This window comes from Streptomyces sp. NPDC035033 (assembly GCF_040636735.1).
In the GTDB taxonomy this organism is placed as follows: Bacteria; Actinomycetota; Actinomycetes; order Streptomycetales; family Streptomycetaceae; genus Streptomyces.
Genome location: NZ_JBEZUZ010000048.1, coordinates 1 through 23224, shown reverse-complemented (window position 1 = coordinate 23224; position 23224 = coordinate 1). Strand labels below are relative to the sequence as shown.

General features: G+C 77.2%; 3 protein-coding genes. 2 read left to right on the top strand and 1 reads right to left on the bottom strand.

The genetic code is table 11. The features are described from left to right. Positions 1-3: 3 nt before the first annotated feature. Complete coding sequence (locus AB0E83_RS20330) at positions 4-4725, bottom strand: type I polyketide synthase (protein WP_362113376.1); 4722 nt, start codon at positions 4723-4725, stop codon at positions 4-6. A 302-nt stretch (positions 4726-5027) separates the two neighbouring features. Between AB0E83_RS20330 and AB0E83_RS20325 the strand changes: the two genes are divergently transcribed. Both AB0E83_RS20325 and AB0E83_RS20320 read left to right on the top strand, forming a co-directional pair. Further along, positions 5028-6638 (top strand): aminotransferase class III-fold pyridoxal phosphate-dependent enzyme, encoded by a 1611-nt coding sequence (locus AB0E83_RS20325; RefSeq protein ID WP_362113373.1) that lies wholly within the window; start codon positions 5028-5030, stop codon positions 6636-6638. Between the two features lie 196 nt (positions 6639-6834). After that, positions 6835-23224, top strand: a 16390-nt coding sequence (locus AB0E83_RS20320) for an SDR family NAD(P)-dependent oxidoreductase (protein ID WP_362113370.1), incomplete at its 3' end; no start/stop codon positions are given.

The following is a 23224-nucleotide window of genomic DNA, read 5'->3' as shown; positions in this document are numbered from 1 at the left end:
GGGTCAGTCCCGGCCACGGCCGAGCTCGTTGTCGATGAAGGCCAGGAGTTCGGCGGTCGACGCCGCCTCCAGGGCGTCGGCCGGTTCCTCGCCGGCGCCGTCCGGCGGCGGCGCGCCGGCCTCCAGCCACCGGGACAGGAGGGTCTGGAGCCGGACGGTGATCTCGTCGCGGTCGGCCTCGGCCGCCCCGTCCCCGCCGGCGAGGGCGGCCTCCAGGCCGTCCAGGGCGAGCAGCGCGGCGGCGCGCGGCGGTCCGGCGTCCGCCGGGCCGAGGAGGGAGAGGAGGAAGGCGGCCAGCCGCGCCGGGGTGGGGTGGTCGAAGACCGAGGTGGCCGGCAGCTGCAGACCGGTGACCGCGTTGAGCCGGTTGCGCATCTCGACCGCCGTCAGGGAGTCGAACCCCAGCTCCCGGAAGGGCTGTTCGGGATCGACCGCCGCCGGGTCGGCCAGGCCCAGGACGGCGGCGACCCGGCCGCGCACCAGCTCCAGGACGGCGTCCGCGCGCTCGGCGTCGGTCAGGCCGGCCAGCCGCCCGGCCACGGACTCCTCGGCGCGGTCCCCGGCGGTACGGACGCGGGCGGGGACCAGGGCCCGCAGCAGCGGCGGCACCCGGTCGAGCTCCCGCAGCACCTCCAGGTCGAGCGGGGTGGCGGCCACCACGGGCAGGTCCGCGGTGACGGCCGCGTCGAACAGGGCCGTGCCGCCGGGCACGTCGATCGTGCCGAAGCCGTCGCGGGCGAGCCGGGCGCGGTCGATCGCGCCCAGGCCCGCGTTGACGCCGCCGTCGGCGTCCCACGGCCCCCAGGCCAGCGAGGCCGCGGGCAGGCCGTGGGCCCGCCGGTACTGGGCGAGGCCGTCGAGGTAGCCGCTCGCGGCGGCGTGGGCGCCCTGCCCGGGGCCGCCGAGGAGCCCGGCGGCCGAGGAGAACAGCACGAACGCCGACAGGCCGGCGTCCGCGGTCAGTTCGTGCAGGTGGCGGGCCGCGTCGGCCTGGGGCCGCAGGACGGCGTCGAGCCGCTCCTCCGTCACGGTCGTGACCAGGCCGTTGTCCAGGACGCCGGCCGCGTGGACGACGCCGCGCAGCGGCCGGTCGGCGGGGATCCCCGCGAGCAGCGCGGCGAGCTCCTCCCGGTCGGAGACGTCGCAGGCGGCGAGGGTGACGGTCGCGCCGAGGGCGGTCAGCTCCTCCCGCAGGGCCTCGGCGCCCGCCGCCCCGGCGCCCGAACGGCTCGCCAGGACGAGGCTGGTGACGCCGTGTCCGGAGACCAGCCGGCGGGCCGCGGTGGCGCCGAGCAGGCCGGTGCCGCCGGTGATCAGGACGGTGCCCTCCGGGTCCCAGACCGGGTCCGTGCCCGCGCCGCGCAGGGCGGACGGCCGGAGCCGGTGCAGGCGGGGCACCCAGAGGTGCCCCTCGCGGACGGCGGCCTGCGGCTCGTCGGCGGCGAGCAGCGCCGCCAGGAGCGCCGGGGGCACGGGCTCCGCCGGGGCGGATCCCGCACCGGGCTCCGCGTCCACGAGCAGGACCCGGTCCGGGGCCTCCGACTGGGCGGAGCGGACCAGCCCCCACACGGCGGCGGCGGCCGGATCGGGCGCCTCGGCGTCGGTCACGGCGACCGCGCCCCGGGTGACGAGGACCAGCCGGACCCCGGCGAACCGGTCGTCGGCCAGCCACTCCCGCAGGAGCCGGGCGGTCTCCAGGACCGGCCCGCGCGCGGGCGCCGCTCCCGGGCCCCCGCCGGCCACCGGCACGACGAGGGCGTCGTACGCGCCTCCGGCCGCGCGGGCGTCCGCGAAGGACGCCAGGTCCCGGTGGGCGGACGGGCCGTCGGAGTCCGGCGCGAGCAGGGCCCACACCGGCGCGCCGGCGGCGGGCGGCACCTCGTCCGGGACCCAGCCGACCCGGTGCAGGGCGGCGAGCACCCGGCCCGGCCCGTCGGGCCCGGCGGCCCCGTCCGCCGGACCGGCCAGCGGGTCCAGCCAGTACCGCTCGCGCTGGAAGGGGTACGTCGGCAGCTCGACCGGCTCCGCCCCCGACCCGTCGAAGAAGGCCCGCCAGTCGACCGGCACGCCCCGCGCGTGCAGCGTGGCGAGGGCGCCGACCAGGGTCCGCGGCTCCGGCTTGTTCCGGCGCATCGCGGCGATCGCCAGCGTGTCCTCGCGCTCGGCGCTCGCCGCCGCCATCGCCGACAGGACGCCGTCGGGCCCCAGCTCCAGGAGGGTGGTCACGCCCTCCGCCTCCAGGGTGCGGACCGCGTCGAGGAAGCGCACCGGGTTGCGGATCTGGTCCACCCAGTACGCGGCGGAGGTCCAGCGGTCACCGGACTCGACCTCGCCGGTCACCGTGGAGACGATCCCGAACTTCGGCCGGTGGAAGGTGAGTTCCTCGGTGATGGCCCGGAACTCGTCCAGCATCGGGTCCATCCGGTGCGAGTGCGAGGCGCGCAGGATCGGCAGGACCTTGACGGACCGGCCGCGCTCCTTCCAGAGGGCCGCGACCGCGTGGACGGCGTCCTCGTCGCCCGAGAGCACCACCGCGCGCGGGCCGTTGACGGTCCCGACGACGGCCCGCCCCTCGGCGTCCAGGGTCTCGCGCACCTCCTCCTCGGTCGCCTCGACGGCGACCATGGCGCCGCCCTCCGGCAGCGACCGCATCAGCCGGCCGCGCGCGGTCACCAGGACGGCGGCGTCGGCCAGCGACAGCACGCCCGCCAGGTGCGCGGCGATCAGCTCGCCCGTCGAGTGGCCCACCAGGTAGTCGGGGCGCACCCCCCACGTCTCCAGGAGGCGGAAGAGCGCCACGCCGACGGCGAAGAGGGCGGCGAGGGTGTAGTCGATCTGGTCCAGCTCGTCGCCGGTGGCGATCACCTCGCGCAGCGGCCGGGGCAGGTGCTCGTCCAGCGCGTCGCAGACCTCGTCGAAGGCGGTCGCGAACGCCGGGAAGGACGCGGCCAGTTCACGGGCCATGCCGACGCGCTGGGCGCCGCCGCCGGTGAACATGAAGGCGAGCTTGCCCTCGCCCTTGGCGCCGAGGACGGCTCCGGTGCCCTCCTCGGCGAACTCGGTCAGCCCGGCGAGGAGCCCGTCCCGGTCGCCCGCGAGCGTCACCGCCCGGTGCCGCAGCGCCGTCCGGGTCGTGGCCAGCGCGTACGACAGGTCGGTGAGGTCGAGGCCGGGCCGCTCGGCGAGGAGCGCGGCGACCCGGCGGGCCTGGGCGCGCAGCGCCTCGGGGGAGCGCGCCGACAGCACGTACGGCAGGACCGGCGCCGGCGGCACCGGCGCGCGCCGCCCGCCGGACGGCGCCGGCGACGCGGCCTCCTCCCCCTCCTCGGGGACGGGCAGCGGCGGCTGTTCCACGATCACGTGCGCGTTGGTGCCGCTGAACCCGAAGGCGGAGACGGCGCCCCGGCGCGGACGGTCGAGGTCCGGCCACTCCCGCGCCTCGGTGAGCAGCGCCAGCGCGCCGGTGTCCCAGTCGACGTGCGGCGTGGGCTCCTCGGCGTGCAGCGTCCTCGGCATCAGGCCGTGCCGGATGGCCTGGACCATCTTGATGACGCCGCCGACGCCGGCGGCGGCCTGGGTGTGCCCGATGTTCGACTTCAGCGAGCCCAGCATGAGCGGCCGGCCCTCCGGCCGGGCCTGCCCGTAGGTGGCGAGCAGGGCGTTGGCCTCGATCGGGTCGCCGAGCGGGGTGCCGGTGCCGTGCGCCTCGACCACGTCGATGTCGGCGGCCGACAGGCCCGCGTTGGCGAGCGACTGGCGGATCACCCGCTCCTGGGCGGGGCCGTTGGGGGCGCTGAGCCCGTTGCTCGCCCCGTCCTGGTTGACCGCCGAGCCGGAGACCACGGCGAGGACCCGGTGGCCGTTGCGGCGGGCGTCGGAGAGCCGCTCCACCAGGAGCAGGCCGGCGCCCTCGGCCCAGCCGGTGCCGTCGGCCGAGGCGGCGAAGGACTTGCAGCGCCCGTCGGCCGACAGGCCGCGCAGCCGGGAGAACTCGACGAACGCCTGCGGCGTCGACATCACCGTCACCCCGCCGGCCAGGGCCAGGTCGCACTCTCCCCGGCGCAGCGCCGTCGCCGCGAGGTGGAGGGCGACCAGCGAGGAGGAACAGGCGGTGTCGACGGTGACGGCCGGACCCTCCAGGCCGAAGACGTACGAGAGCCGGCCCGAGGCCACGCTGCCCGCGCTCCCGCTGTACAGGTACCCCTCGAACTCCTCCGGCGGCAGGTGGGGGCGGGCCCCGTAGTCGTGGTACATCGAGCCGACGAAGACGCCGGTCCTGCTGCCGCGCACCGAGTCGGCGGGTATCCCGGCCCGTTCGAAGGCCTCCCAGGCCGTCTCCAGGAGCAGCCGCTGCTGCGGGTCGGTGGCCAGCGCCTCCCGCGGCGACATGCCGAAGAACTCCGGGTCGAAGCCGTCGGCGTCGTGCAGGAAGCCGCCCTGGTCGGTGTAGGACGTGCCGACCCGGTCGGGGTCCGCGTCGTAGAGCCGGTCGAGCGGCCAGCCCCGGTGCTCGGGGAAGGGGGTCACCGCGTCCACGCCCTCGGTGACGAGCTGCCACAGGCGCTCCGGCGAGTCGACGCCGCCGGGGTAGCGGCAGGCCATCCCGACGATCGCGATGGGCTCCCGCTCCTTCTCCTCGATCTCCCGCAGCCGCCTGCGTCCGGCGTGCGCCTCGGCGACAGCGCGCTTGAGGTACTGGCGGAGCTGGTTCTCGTCAGTGCTCACGCGCCCTCAGCTCCCTGGATCGCCCCGGCTCCCCGGATCGCCTCTGGGGAGGTGGCCGCCGACTCCTCTGCACCGTGCACGGTCGTCATTTCCTTTCCCGGAGAAAAACTCCTGCGATTCGCAGTTCTCGCATTGTCGCCCGGCTTCTTCCGGCGCCCGGTAATCCATCGTTCGCGGCCCGCCGGCGGACGTCCGGTGACTGCCTGCTTCTGTGCCAGTGAGTGACGGATTACAGGGCCGTTACGGCCCGTCGCTACGGTTCCAGACGCAGTGGACCGTATCGGCTGGGGAGCGGATCGAATATGAGCCCGGAAGCACCGGAAACAGCAGGGCGCGAGCTCGCGGAGGCGTATCTCGGGGGCCTGCTGGCCTCCCTCGGACTGGGCGTCGAATACGTCCGGGCGGAGAAGGACACGCTCTTCCGCCGGGACGCGGAGGGACGCGAGAAGGCCGTCCTCGACCTGGTCGGCGGCTACGGCTCGACCATCCTCGGGCACAACGCCCCCGAGCTCGTGGCCTACGCGAAGGAGCTCCTCGACCGGGGCGTCCCGGTGCACGCGCAGTTCTCCCGCCACCCCTACGCCAACGACCTCGCGCTGAGGATCGACGCGATCGTCAAGCGCGAGCTCGGCGCCACCGAGGAGTACGCCGCGATCTTCGCGAACAGCGGCGCCGAGGCCGTCGAGATCGCGATGAAGCACGCCGAGCTCGACCGGGGCATGAAGGCGGCCGCGCTGGCGGCCGAGATCGACGCCTCCGTCGACCGGGCCCGGGCCGCCGCGGCGGGCGGCGCCGCGCTCCTCGCCGACGAGACCCACCGCAGGCTCGCCGCCGAGGCCGGACTGCCCGACGGGGCCCCGCTCGACGCGGTGATCGACGGGCTGCGCCGGATCAACGCCGAGCGCACCGCCACCGCCGCGCCCGTCTTCCTCGCCCCCGAGGGCTCCTTCCACGGCAAGCTCGTCGGCAGCGTCCAGCTCACCCACAACGCCGGCTTCCGCACCCCCTTCGGCGCGCTGGCCGCGCAGTGCCGGTTCGTGCCGGTGCACGAGCCGGACGGGCCGGCCAAGGCCGTCGAGGCGGAGCGCAGGACCCTCTTCGCCCTCGCCTCCGACGCCGGCACGGTCCGCGTCGTGGAGCGCGACCTGCCGGTCATCGCCGCCTTCCTCCTCGAACCCGTCCAGGGCGAGGCCGGGATCAGGCCCTTCGACCGGGAGACCGTCCGGCGCGTCCAGGACGCCTGCGCCACCGTGGACTGCCCGGTCGTCGTGGACGAGGTGCAGAGCGGCATGGGCCGCACCGGCACCTTCTTCGCCGCCGCCCCGCTCGGCCTGCGGGGCGACTACATCACGCTCGCCAAGAGCCTCGGCGGCGGCCTCGCCAAGACGGCGCTGACCCTGATCCGCTCCTCCCGCTACCGCGAGGAGTTCGAGCTCGTCCACAGCTCGACCTTCGCCAAGGACGCCTTCTCCACCCTCATCGCCACCCGCACCGTCGACCTCCTGGAGGCGGACGGCGGCGCCGCCTACCGCAAGGCGGCCGAGCGCGGCGCCCGCCTCCAGGAGATGCTGCGCGGCCTCCTCGACGACTTCCCCGACGTCGTCGAGGAGGTCCGCGGCCGGGGCCTGATGATCGGCCTCGCCTTCCGCGACCAGTCCGGCTCCGCCTCCGCCCCGATCGCCGAGCAGGCCCGCGCCGGGCTGCTCGGGTACGCGCTCTCCGGCTACCTGCTGCGCGTCCACGACCTGCGCGTCCTGCCGACGGCCAGCGCCACGGACACGCTCCGGCTCGAACCGTCCGTCCACATCACCGACGCCGAGATCGACCGGCTGGAGGCCGGCCTGCGCGACCTGCTCGCGGTGCTGCGGGCCCAGGACGGCGCCGCCCTCGCGCCGGGGACCGCGGCCGGATAGTCCGGCCGCCGGGGGAACCGCCGGTCCCCGGGGAATTCCGGGCGCGGAGCACGCGCGCGGAAAGGACCGCACACGCGCACCACGCGCCCGGAAAAATTCTGAAGCTTTCTGAACTCATCGAGGAAAGAGCTCTCACATGACGACAGGACATGACGGTCACGGGGATGTTCGCGACGATTCCGTCGCGATCGTCGGAATGTCTTGCCGGTTGCCCGGAGCGGCCGGGAAAAACGATTTCTGGGAGCTCCTGAGAGAGGGTCGCACCGCCGTCACCGACGTACCGGAGGACCGGCGGGACGGAATATCGGGCTCGGTCGGATTCGAGGACGGAGCCCGCTTCGGGGCGTTCCTGGACGGGGTCGGCGACTTCGACGCCGCGTTCTTCGGCATCTCCGCGCGGGAAGCCGCCGCCATGGACCCGCAGCAGCGCCTGGTCCTCGAACTCGCCTGGTCGGCCCTGGAGGACGCCGGGATCGTCCCCGCCGCCCTGGCGGGCAGCGCCGCCTCCGTCTTCGTCGGCTCGCTCCGCGACGACTACGCCGGCCTGGTGCTCAGCGGCGGCGACGGCGCGATCACCCAGCACACCAACACCGGCACCCACCGGGGCGTCATCGCCAACCGGGTCTCCTACGCCCTGGACCTGCGCGGACCGAGCGTCGTCGTGGACACCGCCCAGTCCTCCTCGCTCGTCGCGGTCCACCTGGCGGCCCAGAGCGTCCGCTCGGGCGAGTCGCCCGTCGCCCTCGCCGCCGGCGTCAACCTCAACCTCCTCGCCGAGGGCGCGCTGGGCGCGAAGCGCTTCGGCGGCCTCTCGCCCGACGGCCGCAGCTACGTCTTCGACGCCCGCGCCAACGGATACGTCCGCGGCGAGGGCGCCGTCGTGCTGGTCCTCAAGCCGCTGTCGACCGCCCTCGCCGACGGCGACGACGTCTACGCGGTGATCCGCGGCAGCGCCGTCAACAACGACGGCGCCACCCCCGGCCTGACCGTGCCGAGCCCCCAGGCCCAGGAGCGGGTGATCCGGGCCGCGCTGCGGCGCGCCGGGACCGCCCCCGAACAGGTCCAGTACGTGGAGCTGCACGGCACCGGCACCCCGGTCGGGGACCCGATCGAGGCGGCCTCGCTCGGCGCCGTCTTCGGCGGGCGGACGGCGGACGGCACCGGCCGGGACGGCGACCCGCTCCTCGTCGGCTCGGTCAAGACCAACATCGGGCACCTCGAAGGCGCCGCCGGCATCACCGGCCTCCTCAAGGCCGTCCTCGCCATCCGCCACCGCCGCGTCCCCGCGAGCCTCAACTTCGAGACGCCCAACCCCGCCATCCCGCTCGACGACCTCGGACTGCGGGTCCCCACCGCCCTCGCCGACTGGCCGCGCCCCGACCGTCCGCTCGTCGCCGGCGTCTCCTCCTTCGGCATGGGCGGCACCAACGCCCACGTCGTCCTCGCCGAGCCCCCGGCCCCCGCCGGACCCCCGGCCGGGGAAGCCGCCCCGGCGGACGCGGCCCCGGGCCGCGCCGTGCCGGTGCCCGTCTCGGGCCGGACGCCGGCGGCGCTGCGCGCGCACGCCGCCCTCCTCCGGGACGCCGGGCACCACCCGTACGACCTCGGCTTCTCCCTGGCGACGACCCGGACGGCGTTCCGGCACCGGGCCGTCGTCCTCGCCGCGGACGCCGAGGAGCTGCGTACCGGCCTCGACGCCCTCGCGGCGGGCACCCCCGCGCCCCACGTGCTCACCCGGCGGGACACCGACGCCACCGAGGCCGCCGGTGCCGCCAGCGCCACGGACACCGAGGCCACCGACGCCGCCGGCGCCACGGACACCGACGCCACTGACACCGCCGGCGCCGGGCGCGCCGAGCGCTTCGGGGACGCCGGAGTCGCCGAGACCGCCGAGGCGTTCGTGCGCGGCGAGGACGTCGACTGGACGGCGGCCTACGCGGAGCTGGGGGCCCGGCGGGTGCGGCTGCCGGGCTACCCCTTCCAGCGCGAGCGGTACTGGACGGGCACCGACCCGGCCGCCCGCCGCGACCCCGGCCCCGACGCCCCCGGGACGGCCATCGACGCGGCCGCCCTGGTCAAGGCGGAGGTCGCGGCGGCGCTCGGCGCCCCCGACCCGGACGCCGTCGAACTGGACACCAACTTCCGCGACCTCGGCTTCTCCTCGCTGATGACCGTGGAACTCATCGAGAACCTCTCCGCCGCCACCGGCCGGACCCTCGCCCCCGGCCTGCTCTTCGACCACCCCACCCCCCAGGAACTCATCGCCCACCTCGCCGAGACCGGGATCGAGCCGGGCGCGCGCCGCCCCGCCGCGTCCGCCCCGGCCCCGCGCGCCCGGACCGGCGCCGGCGGCGACGAGGACGCGATCGCCATCGTGGGCATGGCCTGCCGCTTCCCCGGCGGCGTCGAGTCGCCCGAGGACCTGTGGCGGGTCGTCGCCGAACAGCGGGACGTCGTCGGGGCCTTCCCCCACGACCGCGGCTGGACCTTCGGCGAGGGCTACTCCCGGGTCGGCGGCTTCCTCACCGGCGCCGCCGAGTTCGACCCGGCCTTCTTCGGCATCTCGCCCCGCGAGGCGCTGGCCATGGACCCGCAGCAGCGGCTGCTGCTCCAGACCTCCTGGGAGGCCCTGGAGCGGGCCGGCATCGACCCGAAGACGCTGCGCGGCAGCCGCACCGGCGTCTTCGTCGGCGGCACCGCCTCCGACTACGGCCCCCGGATGCACGAGGCGGGCGACGAGGTCGCCGGCTACGTCCTGACCGGCACCACCACCAGCGTCCTCTCCGGCCGCATCGCCTACCAGCTCGGCCTCGTCGGCCCCACCCTCACCGTCGACACCGCCTGCTCCTCCTCGCTCGTCGCCCTGCACCTCGCGGTCCGGGCCCTGCGGTCCGGGGAGGCGACGGCGGCGCTCGCCGGCGGCGTGACCGTCATGGCCACCCCCGGCATGTTCGAGGAGTTCTCCCGGCAGCACGGCCTGGCCGCCGACGGACGGTGCAAGCCCTTCTCGGACACCGCCGACGGCACCGGCTGGGCCGAGGGCGTCGGCATGCTGGCCCTGGAGCGCCTCTCCGACGCCCGCGCCCAGGGCCACCCGGTCCTCGCCGTGATCCGCGGCTCGGCCGTCAACTCCGACGGCGCCTCCAACGGTCTGACCGCCCCCAGCGGCCTCTCCCAGCAGCGCCTCATCACCACCGCCCTCGCCGACGCCGGCCTGACCGGCAAGGACGTGGACCTGCTGGAGGCCCACGGCACCGGCACCTCCCTCGGCGACCCCATCGAGGCCGGGGCGATCCTCGCCACCTACGGACAGGACCGCGACGCCCCGCTCCACCTGGGCTCGCTGAAGTCGAACATCGGCCACACCCAGGCCGCCGCCGGCGTCGCCGGCGTCATCAAGGCCGTCCAGGCCATGCGCCACGAGGTGCTGCCGCGCAGCCTCCACGCCGAGGTGCCGACCAGCCGCGTGGACTGGACGTCGGGCCGGGTCGAACTGCTTACCGAGGCCCGGCCCTGGCAGCGGACCGACCGCCCGCGGCGCGCCGCCGTCTCCGCCTTCGGCATCAGCGGCACCAACGCCCACGTCGTCCTCGAAGAGGGCGAACGGACCCCCACCGCCCTGGTGTTCACCGGCCAGGGCGCCCAGCGCCCCGGCATGGGCCGCGAACTCCACGCCCACTCCCCGGTCTTCGCCCGCGTCCTCGACGAGGTGTGTGCCGCCTTCGAGCCCCACCTCGACCGGCCGCTCAAGGAGCTGATGTTCGGCGACGACCCGGCGCTGCACCAGACCCGCTACACCCAGCCGGCGCTCTTCGCCTTCGAAGTGGCCCTAGCCGAGGCCGCCATGGCGGAGGGCCTCGTCCCCGACCTGCTCGCCGGGCACTCCATCGGCGAGCTGGCGGCCGCCTACGTGGCCGGCGTCTTCTCGCTGCCGGACGCGGCGAAGCTGGTCGCCGCGCGCGGCCGGCTGATGCAGCGGGCCCGCTCCGGCGGCGCCATGATCGCCGTCGAGGCCACCGAGGACGAGATCACCGGCAGCCTGGTCGACGGCGTCGTCGTCGCCGCCGTCAACGGACCGGTGTCGGTGGTGATCGCCGGCGACGCCGAGGCCGCCGAGACCGTGGCCGCCGGCTGGCGGGAGCGGGGCCGCAGGGTGACCCGGCTGACCGTCAGCCACGCCTTCCACTCCCCGCACATGGACGAGGTCCTCGACGAGTTCCGCGCGGTGGCGCGGACCGTCGACCACCGGCCGCCGGCCCTCCCGGTCGTCTCCACGGTGACCGGCCGCCCGCTCCCCGCCGACACCTCCGGCTACGCCGAGCACTGGGCCGCCCAGATCCGCGGCACCGTCCGCTTCCACGACGCCGTCACCGCCCTCCGCGAGGCCGGGGCCGCCCTCTTCGTCGAGGCCGGCCCGTCCGCCGCGCTCACCCCGCTCATCCGCTCCGCCGGGATCACCCGGGTCGTCCCGCTCGGCCGCTCGACCGGCTCCGAGCCGGACGTCCTGCGGGCCGCCCTGGCGCGCGTCCACGGCGCCGAACCCACCCACCCCTTCCTCCGGGACCGCTACTGGCTGCCGCCGCGCCCCGCGCGCGCCGCCTCCGGACACCCGCTGCTCGACTCGGTGGTCGAACTGGTCGACCGCGACGAGGTCGTGCTGGCCGGCACCGTCTCGCTCGGCGACCACCCCTGGCTCGCCGGCCACGTGGTCGGCGGCACCACCCTGCTGCCCGGCACGGCCTTCCTGGAGCTCGCCCTCCTCGCGGGCGAGCGGGTCGGCCTGCCCGAGGTGGCGGACCTGACCCTGGAGACCCCGCTCGCCCTCCCCGCCACCGGCCCGGTCGCGATCCAGGTGACCGTCCGCGAACGCGAACTGACCGTCCACTCCCGGCGCGACGGCGAGCGGGAGTGGACCCGGCACGCCTCCGGCCTGCTCCGGGACCCCGGCCCCGCCCCGGACCCCGACCCGGCCGGCCTGCCCGAAGGGCCGCCGCCCGGCGAACCGGTGCCGGTGGAGGACGCGTACGAACTCCTCGCCGGCCGCGGCTACGCCTACGCCGGCCTCTTCCGCGGCCTGCGGGCCGTCCACCGGGACGGCGACGCCCTGTACGCCGAGATCCGGCTCCCGGAGGAGCACCTCGGCGCCGGGGACGGCTTCCTGCTCCACCCCGCCCTGACGGACGCCGTGCTCCACCCCCTCGTCCTCGGCCTGGCCGACGGCGGGGAGGGCACCCGCCTGCCGTTCGTCTGGAGCGGCGTGCGCGTCCACCGCGCCGTCGCCCCGGGCGCCGGGCTGCGGGCCCGGATCACCCCCGCCGGACCCGACACCCACGCCCTGCTGCTCACCGACGCGACGGGCGCCCCCGTCGCCACCGTCGACGGCATCACCCTGCGGGCCGCGACCCCGGGCGCCGCCGCCGACCCGCTGTACGAGGTGGTCTGGCGCCCCGCGCCCGCCGCCCCGGCCGCCGACGCCCCCGTGCCGCCCACCGTCGTCGAGCTCGCCCCGGCCGGGGACCCGGCCGCCGCCGTCGCCCGGGCCCTCGGCGCGGTCCAGGAGTGGGTCACCGGCGAGCACGACCCGGCCGAACGGCTCGTCCTCGTCACCCGCGACGCCGTCGCCACCGCCCCGGGCGACCCGGTCGCCGACCCGGCCGCCGCCGCCGTCTGGGGCCTGGCGCGCACCGCCCAGAGCGAGTACCCCGACCAGATCGTCGTGGTCGACGCCGACCCGGCCGGCGCCGCCGACGTCCACGCCGCCGCCGACGCGGCCGTACGCACCGGGGAGCCGCAACTCGCCCTGCGGGACGGCGCCTTCCTCGTCCCCCGGCTGGCCAGGACCGCCCCCGGCACCGACGACGGCCCCGCCGGCCTCGGCTGGGACCCCGCGGGCACCGTCCTCGTCACCGGCGGCACCGGCGGCCTCGGCGCCCTGATCGCCCGCCACCTCCACCACCGGCACGGCCTGCGCAACCTCCTCCTCGTCAGCCGCCGCGGCCCCGACGCGCCCGGCGCCGCCGCCCTCCTGGCGGAGCTGGACGGCGCCCGCGCGGTCGCCCTCGACGTCACCGACCGCGCGGCGCTCGCCGGCCTGATCGACGGCCTGCCCGCCGACGCCCCGCTCACCGCCGTCGTCCACACCGCCGGCGTCCTCGACGACGCCACCGTCACGGCGCTCACCGAGGAACGCGTCCGCACCGTCATGGGCGTCAAGGCCGACGGCGCCCGCCACCTCCACGAGCTGACCGCGCACCTCCGGCTCGACGCCTTCGTCCTCTTCTCCTCCGTCTCCGGCCTGCTCGGCACCGCCGGCCAGGCCAACTACGCCGCCGCCAACGCCTACCTGGACGCCCTGGCCGCGCACCGCAGGGCCGCCGGCCTGCCCGGCACCTCGCTCGCCTGGGGCCTGTGGGAGGAGGGCATGGGCCGGTCCCTCGGCACCGCCGACCTCGACCGCTGGACCCGCGCCGGCATCGCCCCCCTCACCGCCGACCAGGGCCTCGCCCTCTTCGACCGCGCGGTCACCGGCGACGCGGCCCTGCCCGTCCCCGCCGCCCTCCGGCTCTCCGGGATCCCCGCCACCGCCCCCGTACCGGTCCTGCTGACCGGCCTGGCCGGCCGGCGCCGCAAGCCGGCCGCCGCGACCCCCGCGGGACCGGCCGGCACCGTCCTCACGGAGAAGCAGGCCCGGGACGTCGTACGGACCCACACCGCCGCCGTCCTCGGCCTGGCCGGCCCGCACCTGCTCGACCTGGACAAGGCCTTCCGCGAGCAGGGCTTCGACTCGCTCGCCGCCGTCGACCTGCGCAACCGCCTGGGCGCCGCCACCGGCCGGCAACTGCCCGCCACCCTGGTCTTCGACCACCCCACCCCGGAGGCCCTGGCCCGCTTCCTCGCCGCCTCCTCCGCCGAGGCCGCCGGGCCCCGCGCCGGCGCCGGCCGGACCCGGCGGACCGGCCCCCGCGCCGACGAGCCCATCGCCATCGTCGGCATGGCCTGCCGCTTCCCCGGCGGGGTCCGCTCCGCCGACGACCTGTGGCGGCTCGTCCGCGACGGCCGGGACGTGATCTCCGAGTTCCCGGCCAACCGCGGCTGGGACCTGGACGGCCTCTACCACCCCGACCCCGACCACCCCGGCACCAGCTACACCCGGCACGGCGGCTTCCTGCACGAGGCCGACCTCTTCGACGCCGCCTTCTTCGACATGTCGCCGCGCGAGGCCCTGGCCACCGACCCGCAGCAGCGGCTGCTCCTGGAGACGGCCTGGGAGACCTTCGAGGACGCCGGGATCGACCCGACCGGCCTGCGCGGCAGCCGCACCGGCGTCTTCACCGGCGTCATGTACGACGACTACGCCGCCCGGCTGCCCGTCACCCCCCGCGAGGTCGAGGGCTTCCTCCTCGCCGGCAACACCTCCAGCGTCGTCTCCGGCCGGCTGGCGTACGTCTACGGCCTGGAGGGCCCGGCGATCACCGTCGACACCGCCTGCTCGTCCTCGCTGGTCGCGCTGCACCTGGCCGCGAACGCGCTGCGGCAGGGGGAGGTGGACCTGGCCCTGGCCGGCGGCGTCACCGTGATGGCGGGACCGAGCACCTTCGTGGAGTTCTCCCGGCAGAACGGCCTCTCCGCCGACGGCCGCTGCAAGTCCTTCTCCGCCGCCGCCGACGGCACCGGCTGGTCGGAGGGCGTGGGCCTGCTCCTCGTGGAACGGCTCTCCGACGCCCGCCGCAACGGCCACCGGGTCCTCGCCGTGCTCCGCGGCTCGGCCGTCAACTCCGACGGCGCCTCCAACGGCCTGACCGCCCCCAACGGCCCCTCCCAGGAACGGGTGATCCGCGCCGCCCTCGCCGACGCCGGCCTCTCCGGCCGCGACGTCGACCTCGTGGAGGCGCACGGCACCGGCACCCGCCTCGGCGACCCGATCGAGGCCCAGGCGCTGCTCGCCACCTACGGCCAGGACCGCGAGGAGCCCGTCCGCCTCGGCTCGCTGAAGTCGAACCTCGGCCACGCCCAGGCCGCCGCCGGCGTCGGCGGCGTCATCAAGGCGGTCCAGGCCATGCGCCACGGCGTCCAGCCGCGCACCCTCCACCTCGACGAGCCGTCCCCGCACGTGGACTGGACGGCCGGCGCGGTCGAACTCCTCACCGAGCAGAAGGACTGGCCGGAGCTCGGCCGTCCCCGCCGCGCCGCCGTCTCCGCCTTCGGCATCAGCGGCACCAACGCCCACGTCATCCTCGAACAGGGCGAGACCCCCGCCCCCGCCCCCGGCGCCCCGGCCGCCGAGCCGCCGATCCTGCCGCTGGTGCTCTCGGCCCGGACCGAGGCCGCCCTGAGGACCCGGGCGGCCGACCTGCGCGCCCACCTCGACGCCCACCCGGAGCTCGACCCGGCCGACGTCGCCGGCACCCTGGCCACCCGCCGGGCCCGGCTCGACCAGCGGGCCGTGGTCCTCGGCACCGACCGCGAGGCCCTGCTGCGCGGCCTGGACGCCCTCGCCGAAGGCGCCCCGGCGCCCGGCACGGTGCGCGGCGACGGCACCGGCCGCGGCGCGACGGCCTTCCTCTTCACCGGCCAGGGCGCCCAGCGGCTCGGCATGGGACGGGAGCTGTACGAGCGCTCCGACGCCTACCGGACCGCGTTCGACGAGGTGTGCGCGCACCTCGACCCGCTGCTCGACCACCCGACGGCCGGCGTCGTCTTCGCCGCGCCCGACAGCGCGGACGCCGCGCTCCTCGACCGGACCGCCCACACCCAGGCGGCCCTCTTCGCCGTCGAGGTCGCGCTCCACCGCTTCGCCGAGCACCACGGCCTCACCGCCGACCTCCTCCTCGGCCACTCCGTCGGCGAGGTGGCCGCCGCCCACGTGGCGGGCGTCTTCGACCTCCCCGACGCCTGCCGCCTGGTCGTCGCCCGCGGCGCCGCCATGGAGTCGGCCCGCGACGACGGGGCGATGGCCGCCCTGGAGGCCACCGAGGCCGAGGTCCTGGAGACGCTCGTCCCCGGCGCGGAGATCGCCGCCGTCAACGGCCCCCGGGCCGTGGTGGTCTCCGGCGACGCCGACGCCGTGACCGCCGTGGCCGCCCACTGGGCGGACCGGGGCAGGCGCACCCGGCGCCTCGTCGTCAGCCACGCCTTCCACTCGGCGCACATGGACGAGGCCCTGGCCGGCTTCCGGGCCGCGCTGGACGCCGTCGCCTTCCACGAGCCCCACACCCCGGTCGTCTCCAACGTGACCGGGCGGCTCGCCGAACCCGGGCAGCTGACCTCGCCCGACTACTGGGTCACCCACGTCCGGCAGGCCGTCCGCTTCGCCGACGGCGTCCGCACCCTCCGCGAGCACGGCGTCACCGAGTTCGTCGAACTCGGCCCGCACCCGGTGCTGACCGCGATGGTCGCCCAGACCCTCGCCGACGAGGACGCGGACACCGGCACCCCCGGCACCGGCGTCCGCGCGGCGATGCTCCGCTCCGGCCGCGACGACGTGGAGACCGCCTACGCCGTGCTCGCCGCCCTGCACACCCGGGGCGCGGCGGTCGACTGGACGGCCCTCCTCCCGGCGACCCGGCAGGTCCCGCTGCCCCGCTACCCCTTCCAGCACCGCCGCTACTGGCTGGAGGACCCGGACCCCGCGCACCCGCTGCTGGGCACGGTCGTGGAGCTCGCCGACGGCGCGACGCTGCTGACCGGCGAGGTCTCCGCCGCCGGCTGGGCCGGCGACCACCGGATCCGCGGCGAGGCCGTCCTCCCCGGCACGGCGGTGCTCGACATGGCGCTGTACGCCGGCGAGCTGCTGGACTGCCCGACCGTCGCCGAACTCACCCTCACCACCCCGCTGGTCCTCCCCGAGGACGGACCCGCCGCCCTCCAGATCAGGGTCGAGGCGCCGGACGCGGGCGGAGCCCGTACCGTCGCCCTCCACTCCCGCCCCGTCCCCACCGGGGACGACGCGGACACCGCCTGGACCCGGCACGCCCACGGCGTCCTGCTGCCCGGCCGGACCGCCCCGGGTCCCGCCCCCGAACCGGCCGGCGACGCGACCGACCTGACCGGGGCGTACGAGCGGCTGAGCGGCCACGGCTACGACTACGGCCCCGCCTTCCGCAACCTGCGGACGGTGCGCCGCGACGGCGACGTCCGCTTCGCCGAGGCCGAACTCCCCGAGCGGCAGCGGGCCGAGGCGAGCCGCTTCGGCCTCCACCCGGCCCTGCTCGACGCCGTCCTGCACGTCCTGCTCCCCGGCGTCGCCGACGCCGACGCCCCGGCCGTGCTGCCCTTCTCCTGGAGCGGCGTCACCCGCCACGCCACCGGCGCCACGGCGCTGACCGCCGCGGTCACCGTGAGCGGCGGCACGGCCCGGCTGACCGCCCACGACCGGAACGGCGACGCCGTGCTGACCGTGGACGAGCTGGCCCTGCTGCCGCTCGGCCGGGGACCCGTCCCGCCGGGCCTGCACACCGTCGTCTGGCGCGCCGCCGACGCCGCCGACCCGGCCGGCGAACCGGCCACCGCGCACCACCTCGCCCCCGGCGAGGAAGGCGAGAACAGCGGCAACGACGGGAACGGCGAGAACGGCGAGCACACCGCCGCGGCGGCGCGGCACGCCGTCCACACCGTCCTCGCCGAACTGCGGCGGATCCTGGCCGCCGAGGACGAGCGCCGCCACGCCTTCGTCCTCGCTCCCGGCCTCCGGCACGCCGCCGTCCGCGGCCTCCTCCGCAGCGCCCAGGCGGAGAACCCCGGCCGGATCCAGCTGATCGAGGCCGACGCCCCGGTGGACGGCGCGCTCCTGGACGCCGCCCTCCGCTCCCCGGAGCCCGAACTCGCCCTCCGGGACGGCGCCCTCCTGGTGCCCCGGCTCGCCCGCCCGGCCGGCCCGGCCGCCGACACCGCCGTGGACTGGAGCGCGGGCCCGGTGCTGATCACCGGCGCGACCGGCACCCTCGGCGCGATCGTCGCCCGCCACCTGGTCACCCGGCACGGCGCCCGGCACCTGGTGCTGGTCAGCCGGCGCGGCCCCGCCGCACCCGGCGCCGACGCGCTCCGCGCGGAGCTGGCCGCCCTCGGCGCCGAGGCGATCCTGGTGGCCGCCGACGTGAGCGACCGCGCGGCGCTGGCGGCGGTGTTCGCCGCGCACGACCCGGCCGCGGTGGTCCACACGGCCGGCGTGAACGCCGACGCCACCCTGACCGGCCTGACCGCCGAACAGCTCGACTCCGTCCTGCTGCCCAAGGTCGACGCGGCCTGGCACCTGCACGAACTGGCCGGGGAGAAGCCCCTGGTCCTCTACTCCTCCGTCGCCGGCCTGCTCGGCACGGCGGGCCAGGCCAACTACGCGGCCGGCAACACCTTCCTCGACGCCCTCGCCGCCCACCGCCACGCGCTCGGCCTGCCCGCCGCCTCCCTCGCCTGGGGCCTGTGGGCCGAGAGCAGCGGCATCTCGGGCGACCTGACCGAGGTCGACCTCCAGCGCCTGGCCCGCACCGGGCTGCGCCCGCTGGAGACCGCCGAGGCGCTCGACCTCTTCGACGCCGCCCTCGACCGGCTCGACGGCACCGGCGCCCCGGTGTTCGCGCTGACCCGCGTCGACCGCGCCGCCCTCCGCGGCCGGACCGGCCTGCCCGCCCTCCTGCGCGACCTGGCGGGACCGGCGGCGGGCCCGCGGCCCGGCCCCGCCGCCACCCGCCCGGACGCCGCGGACACCGGACCGGCGCCCGTCCTCGACCGGGCCGGACTCCTCGACGCGGTCCGCCGGCAGGCGGCCGCCGTCCTCGGCCACGCCGACCCCGACGAGGTCGACGACCAGCGCTCCTTCAGCGAACTCGGCTTCGACTCGCTGACCGCCGTCGAGCTGCGCAACCAGCTCGGCGCCGCACTCGGCCGGCGGCTGACCGCCACCGTGGTCTTCGACCACCCCACCCCCGCCGCGCTCGCCGCGCACCTGTGGACCCTGGTCGAGGCGGACGCCGAGCGGACGCCGGACGGGGCGACGGCACCGGCCGGACCCCGCCCGGCGGCGGAGCCCGCCGCCGACGACGAGCCGATCGCGATCGTCGGCATGGCCTGCCGCTACCCCGGCGGCGTCGCCTCGCCGCAGGACCTGTGGCGGCTGGTCGCCGAGGGCCGCGACGCCACCTCGGACTTCCCCGTCAACCGGGGCTGGCCGGCCGACCTGTACCACCCCGACGCCGACCACCCCGGCACCTCCACCACCCGCCGCGGCGGCTTCCTGCACGACGCCGACCTCTTCGACGCCGAGTTCTTCGGCCTCTCGCCCCGCGAGGCGTCCGCGCTCGACCCGCAGCAGCGCCAGCTCCTGGAGACCACCTGGGAGGCGGTCGAGAACGCGGGCCTGGAGCCGGGCACCCTGCGCGGCACCCGGACCGGCGTCTACGTCGGCGTCATGTACAGCGACTACGGCTCCCGCCCCCACCTGCCCGCCGAGGGCGTCCAGGGGTACCTGTACAGCGGCAGCGCCGGCAGCATCGCCTCCGGCCGCCTCGCCTACACCTTCGGCTTCGAGGGCCCGACCCTCACCGTCGACACCGCCTGCTCGTCCTCGCTCGTCGCCGTCCACCTCGCGGCCAACGCGCTGCGGCGCGGCGAGTGCGAGCTCGCGGTGGCGGGCGGCGCGACGGTGATGTCCACGCCGACGCCGTTCATCGAGTTCTCCCGGCTGCGCGGACTCTCCGAGGACGGCCGCTGCAAGTCCTTCTCCGACGACGCCGACGGCACCGGCTGGTCCGAGGGGGCCGGCATGCTCCTGCTGGAGAAGCTGTCGGACGCCCGCCGCAACGGGCACCGGGTCCTCGCCGTCCTGCGCGGCTCCGCGGTCAACTCCGACGGCGCCTCCAACGGCCTGACCGCCCCCAACGGCCCCGCCCAGGAGCGGGTGATCAGGGCCGCCCTGGACTCCGCGCGCCTCGCGCCCGCCGACGTCGACCTGGTCGAGGCGCACGGCACCGGCACCCGGCTCGGCGACCCCATCGAGGCGCAGGCCGTGATCGCCACCTACGGCGCCGACCGGGAACGGCCGGTGCTGATGGGCTCGCTGAAGTCGAACATCGGCCACGCCCAGGCCGCCGCCGGCGTCGGCGGCATCATCAAGGTCGTCCAGGCCATGCGGCACGACCTCGCCCCGGCCACCCTGCACCTGGGCACCCCGTCCCGGCACGTCGACTGGGCGGAGGGCAAGGTCGAACTGCTCGACCGGGCCCGCCCCTGGCCGCGCGGGGAGCGCCCCCGCCGGGCCGGCGTCTCCTCCTTCGGCTTCGGCGGCACCAACGCCCACGTGATCATCGAGGAGGCGGAGCCCGCACCCGCCCCGGCCCCGGCCGGGCCCGCCCCGGCCCCGCTCCCGTGGGTGCTGTCCGCCCGGACCGAGCGGGCGCTCGCCGACCAGGCGGAGCGGGTCGCCGGCCTCTCCTCCCCGGACGAGGCGTACACGCTGGCCACCCGCGCCCCGCTGCCGTACCGCGCGGCGGCGACGAGCGCGGCCGGGCTGCGGGACGCGGTCCCGGTGCGGCCGGCCGGCGGCCCGCTCGCCTTCGCCTTCACCGGGCAGGGCGCCCAGCGCGCCGGCATGGGCCGCGAACTGGCCGCCGCCCACCCCGTCTTCGCCGCCGCCTTCGACGCGGTGTGCGCGGAGTTCGGCGAGGCGCTCGGCACGACCGTCCGGGAGGCGATCGCCACCGGACGGGGCCTGGACGAGACCGGCACGGCCCAGCCCGCGCTCTTCGCCGTCGAGGTGGCGCTCTTCCGGCTGATGGAGTCCTGGGGCGTCCGCCCCGGCCTGGTCCTCGGCCACTCCGTCGGCGAACTGGCCGCCGCGCACGTCGCGGGCGTCCTGACGCTGCCCGACGCGGCCCGGCTGGTCGCCGCCCGCGGCGGTCTGATGCAGGCCCTGCCGCGCGGCGGGGCGATGGTCGCCGTCGAGGCCACCGCCGCCGAACTGGCCGGGCGGGACCTGCCGCCCGGTGTGACGGTCGCCGCCGTCAACGGCCCCGCCTCGCTGGTGCTCTCCGGGGCGGAGGAGGCGCTGCTCGCCTTCGCCGCGGAGGAGTTCGCCGCCCGGGGCCGGCGCACCAAGCGGCTCTCCGTCAGCCACGCCTTCCACTCGCCGCTGATGGAGCCGATGCTGGACGACTTCCGGGCGGTCGCCCGGGAGCTCTCCTACCACCCGCCGGTTATCCCCGCGCTCTCCACCGTCACCGGGGGACCGGCCGAGGAGTGGACCGACCCCGAGTACTGGGTGCGGCAGGTCCGGGAGACCGTCCGCTTCCACGAGACGGTGCTCGCCGCGCGGGAGCGGGGCGTGCGCACGGTCCTCGAAGTGGGCCCGGACGCGGTGCTCACCGGCATGATCGCGGCCGGCTTCCCCGCCGACGAGCCCGACAGCCCCGTCGCCGTACCGCTGCGCCGGGACGGACGGCCCGAGCCGGAGACCCTCGCGGCGGCCGTGGGCACCCTCTTCGCCCGGGGCTTCGACCCCGACTGGAACGCGGTCTTCCCCGCCGCGGCCCCGGTCGACGTGCCCACCTACGCCTTCCAGCGCAAGCGGTTCTGGCTCACGCCGTCCGCCGGCACCGACGTGTCCGGCACCGGACTGCGCCCCTCCCCGCACCCCCTGCTGGGGGCGGCGGTCGACCTCGCGGGCGGCGCCACCACCGTCTCCACAGGCCGGATCTCCCTCGCCACCCACCCGTGGCTGGCCGACCACCGGATCCGCGGCGCCGTCGTCGTCCCCGGCACCGCCCTGGTCGAACTGGCCGCCACGGCGGGCCCGCTGGAGCGGTTCACGATCGTCGAGCCGGTGGTCGTGCCGGAGACCGGCGCGCTCACCCTCCAGCTGGTGGTGGACGGGACCGAGGTCACCCTCCACTCCCGGAGCGACGACCCCGACGCCGGCCCCGAGGACCTGCCGTGGACCCGGCACGCCGTCGGCACCCTCGACGGGGACCACCGGCCCCCGGCCGGGGACGACCCCTGGCCGGACGACGCCGCCGAGATCGCCCTCGACGGCCTGTACGACCGCGTCGCCGAGCACGGCTACGCCTACGGCCCCGCCTTCCGGGGGCTGCGGTCCCTGCGCCGGCACGGCGAGGAGCTCCTCGCCGAGATCGCCACGGCGCACGTCGCGGGGGAGGCCCCGGACGGGCCGGAGGGCTTCGCCGTCCACCCCGCCCTCCTCGACGCGGCCCTGCACCCGCTGCTGCCCGGCGTCGCCGACGACACCCGCCCGGCCGCGCTGCCCTTCTCCTGGTCCGGGGTGCGCTTCCGCCCCGGCGGCCTGCCCGGCGGCACGGTCCTGCGCGCCAGGATCACCCCCACCGGCCCCGAGTCGGTGCGGCTGCTCGTGAGCGACGCCGACGGAACCGTCCGCGTCGAGGTCGAGGAGCTGGTCCTGCGCCCGCTCACCGGCCTCCCGGCCCCGGCCGCCGCGAACCTGCTGTACGCCCGGGCGTGGAAGCCCCTCGGCGCGGCCCCGGAGCCCGCCGGGGACACGGCCCTCGACGTGGTGCAGCCCGACCCCGGCCGGGGCGGACCGCCGGAGCGCGCCCGGCACGCCGTCCACCACGTCCTCGGCGTCCTGCGGGACCGGCTGGCGGACGACGCCGCCGGACGGCTCGCCGTCGTGATCGGCTCCGACCCGGCCCACGCCGGGGTCCGGGGCCTGGTCCTGAGCGCCGCGACCGAACACCCCGGCCGGTTCCTCCTGGTGGACCGCCCGGAGTGGGACGGCACCGGGGACGTCCGGGACGAGACCGCCGCCGCCCTGGCCCCGGCCGCGCTCGCCGACGAGCCCCAGGTGCGGCTGGCCGCCGGCGAGGTCCTGGTGCCGCGGCTGGTCCGGCACCGCCCGGCCGGCGGCACGGAGCCGGACGGCCGGCAGGACGGCTCCGCCCCCTGGACGGAGGGCACCGTCCTGATCACCGGCGCGAGCGGCGCCCTGGGGACGCTCCTCGCCCGCCACCTGGTGGAGCGGCACGGCGCCCGCTCGCTGCTCCTCGTCAGCCGGAGCGGTACGGCGCCGCGGATCGAGGGCGCCGGCGACGGCGTCCGGATCCTCGCCGAGGCGTGCGACGCCACGGACCGCGAGGCGCTGGCGGCGCTCGTCGCCCGGCACCGCCCCGCCGCCTTCGTCCACGTCGCCGGAACCCTCTCCGACGGCACCCTGGACGGGCTCACCCCCGAGCAGGTCGACACGGTGCTCCGGCCCAAGATCGACGCGGCCTGGCACCTGCACGAACTGGCGGGGGAGAAGCCCCTGGTGCTGTTCTCGTCGATCGCCGGCCTGCTCGGCACGGCGGGACAGGCGAACTACGCGGCCGGCAACACCTTCCTGGACGCCCTCGCCGTCCACCGCCGGGCGCTCGGCCTGCCCGCCGTCTCACTGGCCTGGGGCCTGTGGGAGACCGGCATGGGCGGCGGGCTCGCCGAGGCGGACCTGCGGCGGATCCGGGGGCTCGGGCTGCGCGCCCTCGCGGAGCCGGAGGCGCTCGCCGCCTTCGACCTCGCGACCGCGCGGCCGGCCGGCCCGCCCGGTCGACGCCCGTCACGGCGAGCACGGCCTCCTCGGGCGGGCCGGC

Coding starts and splice junctions, on each gene's coding strand:
- AB0E83_RS20325 (WP_362113373.1), top strand. CDS start 5,028: ATGAGCCCGGAAGCACCGGAAACAGCAGGGCGCGAGCTCGCGGAGGCG.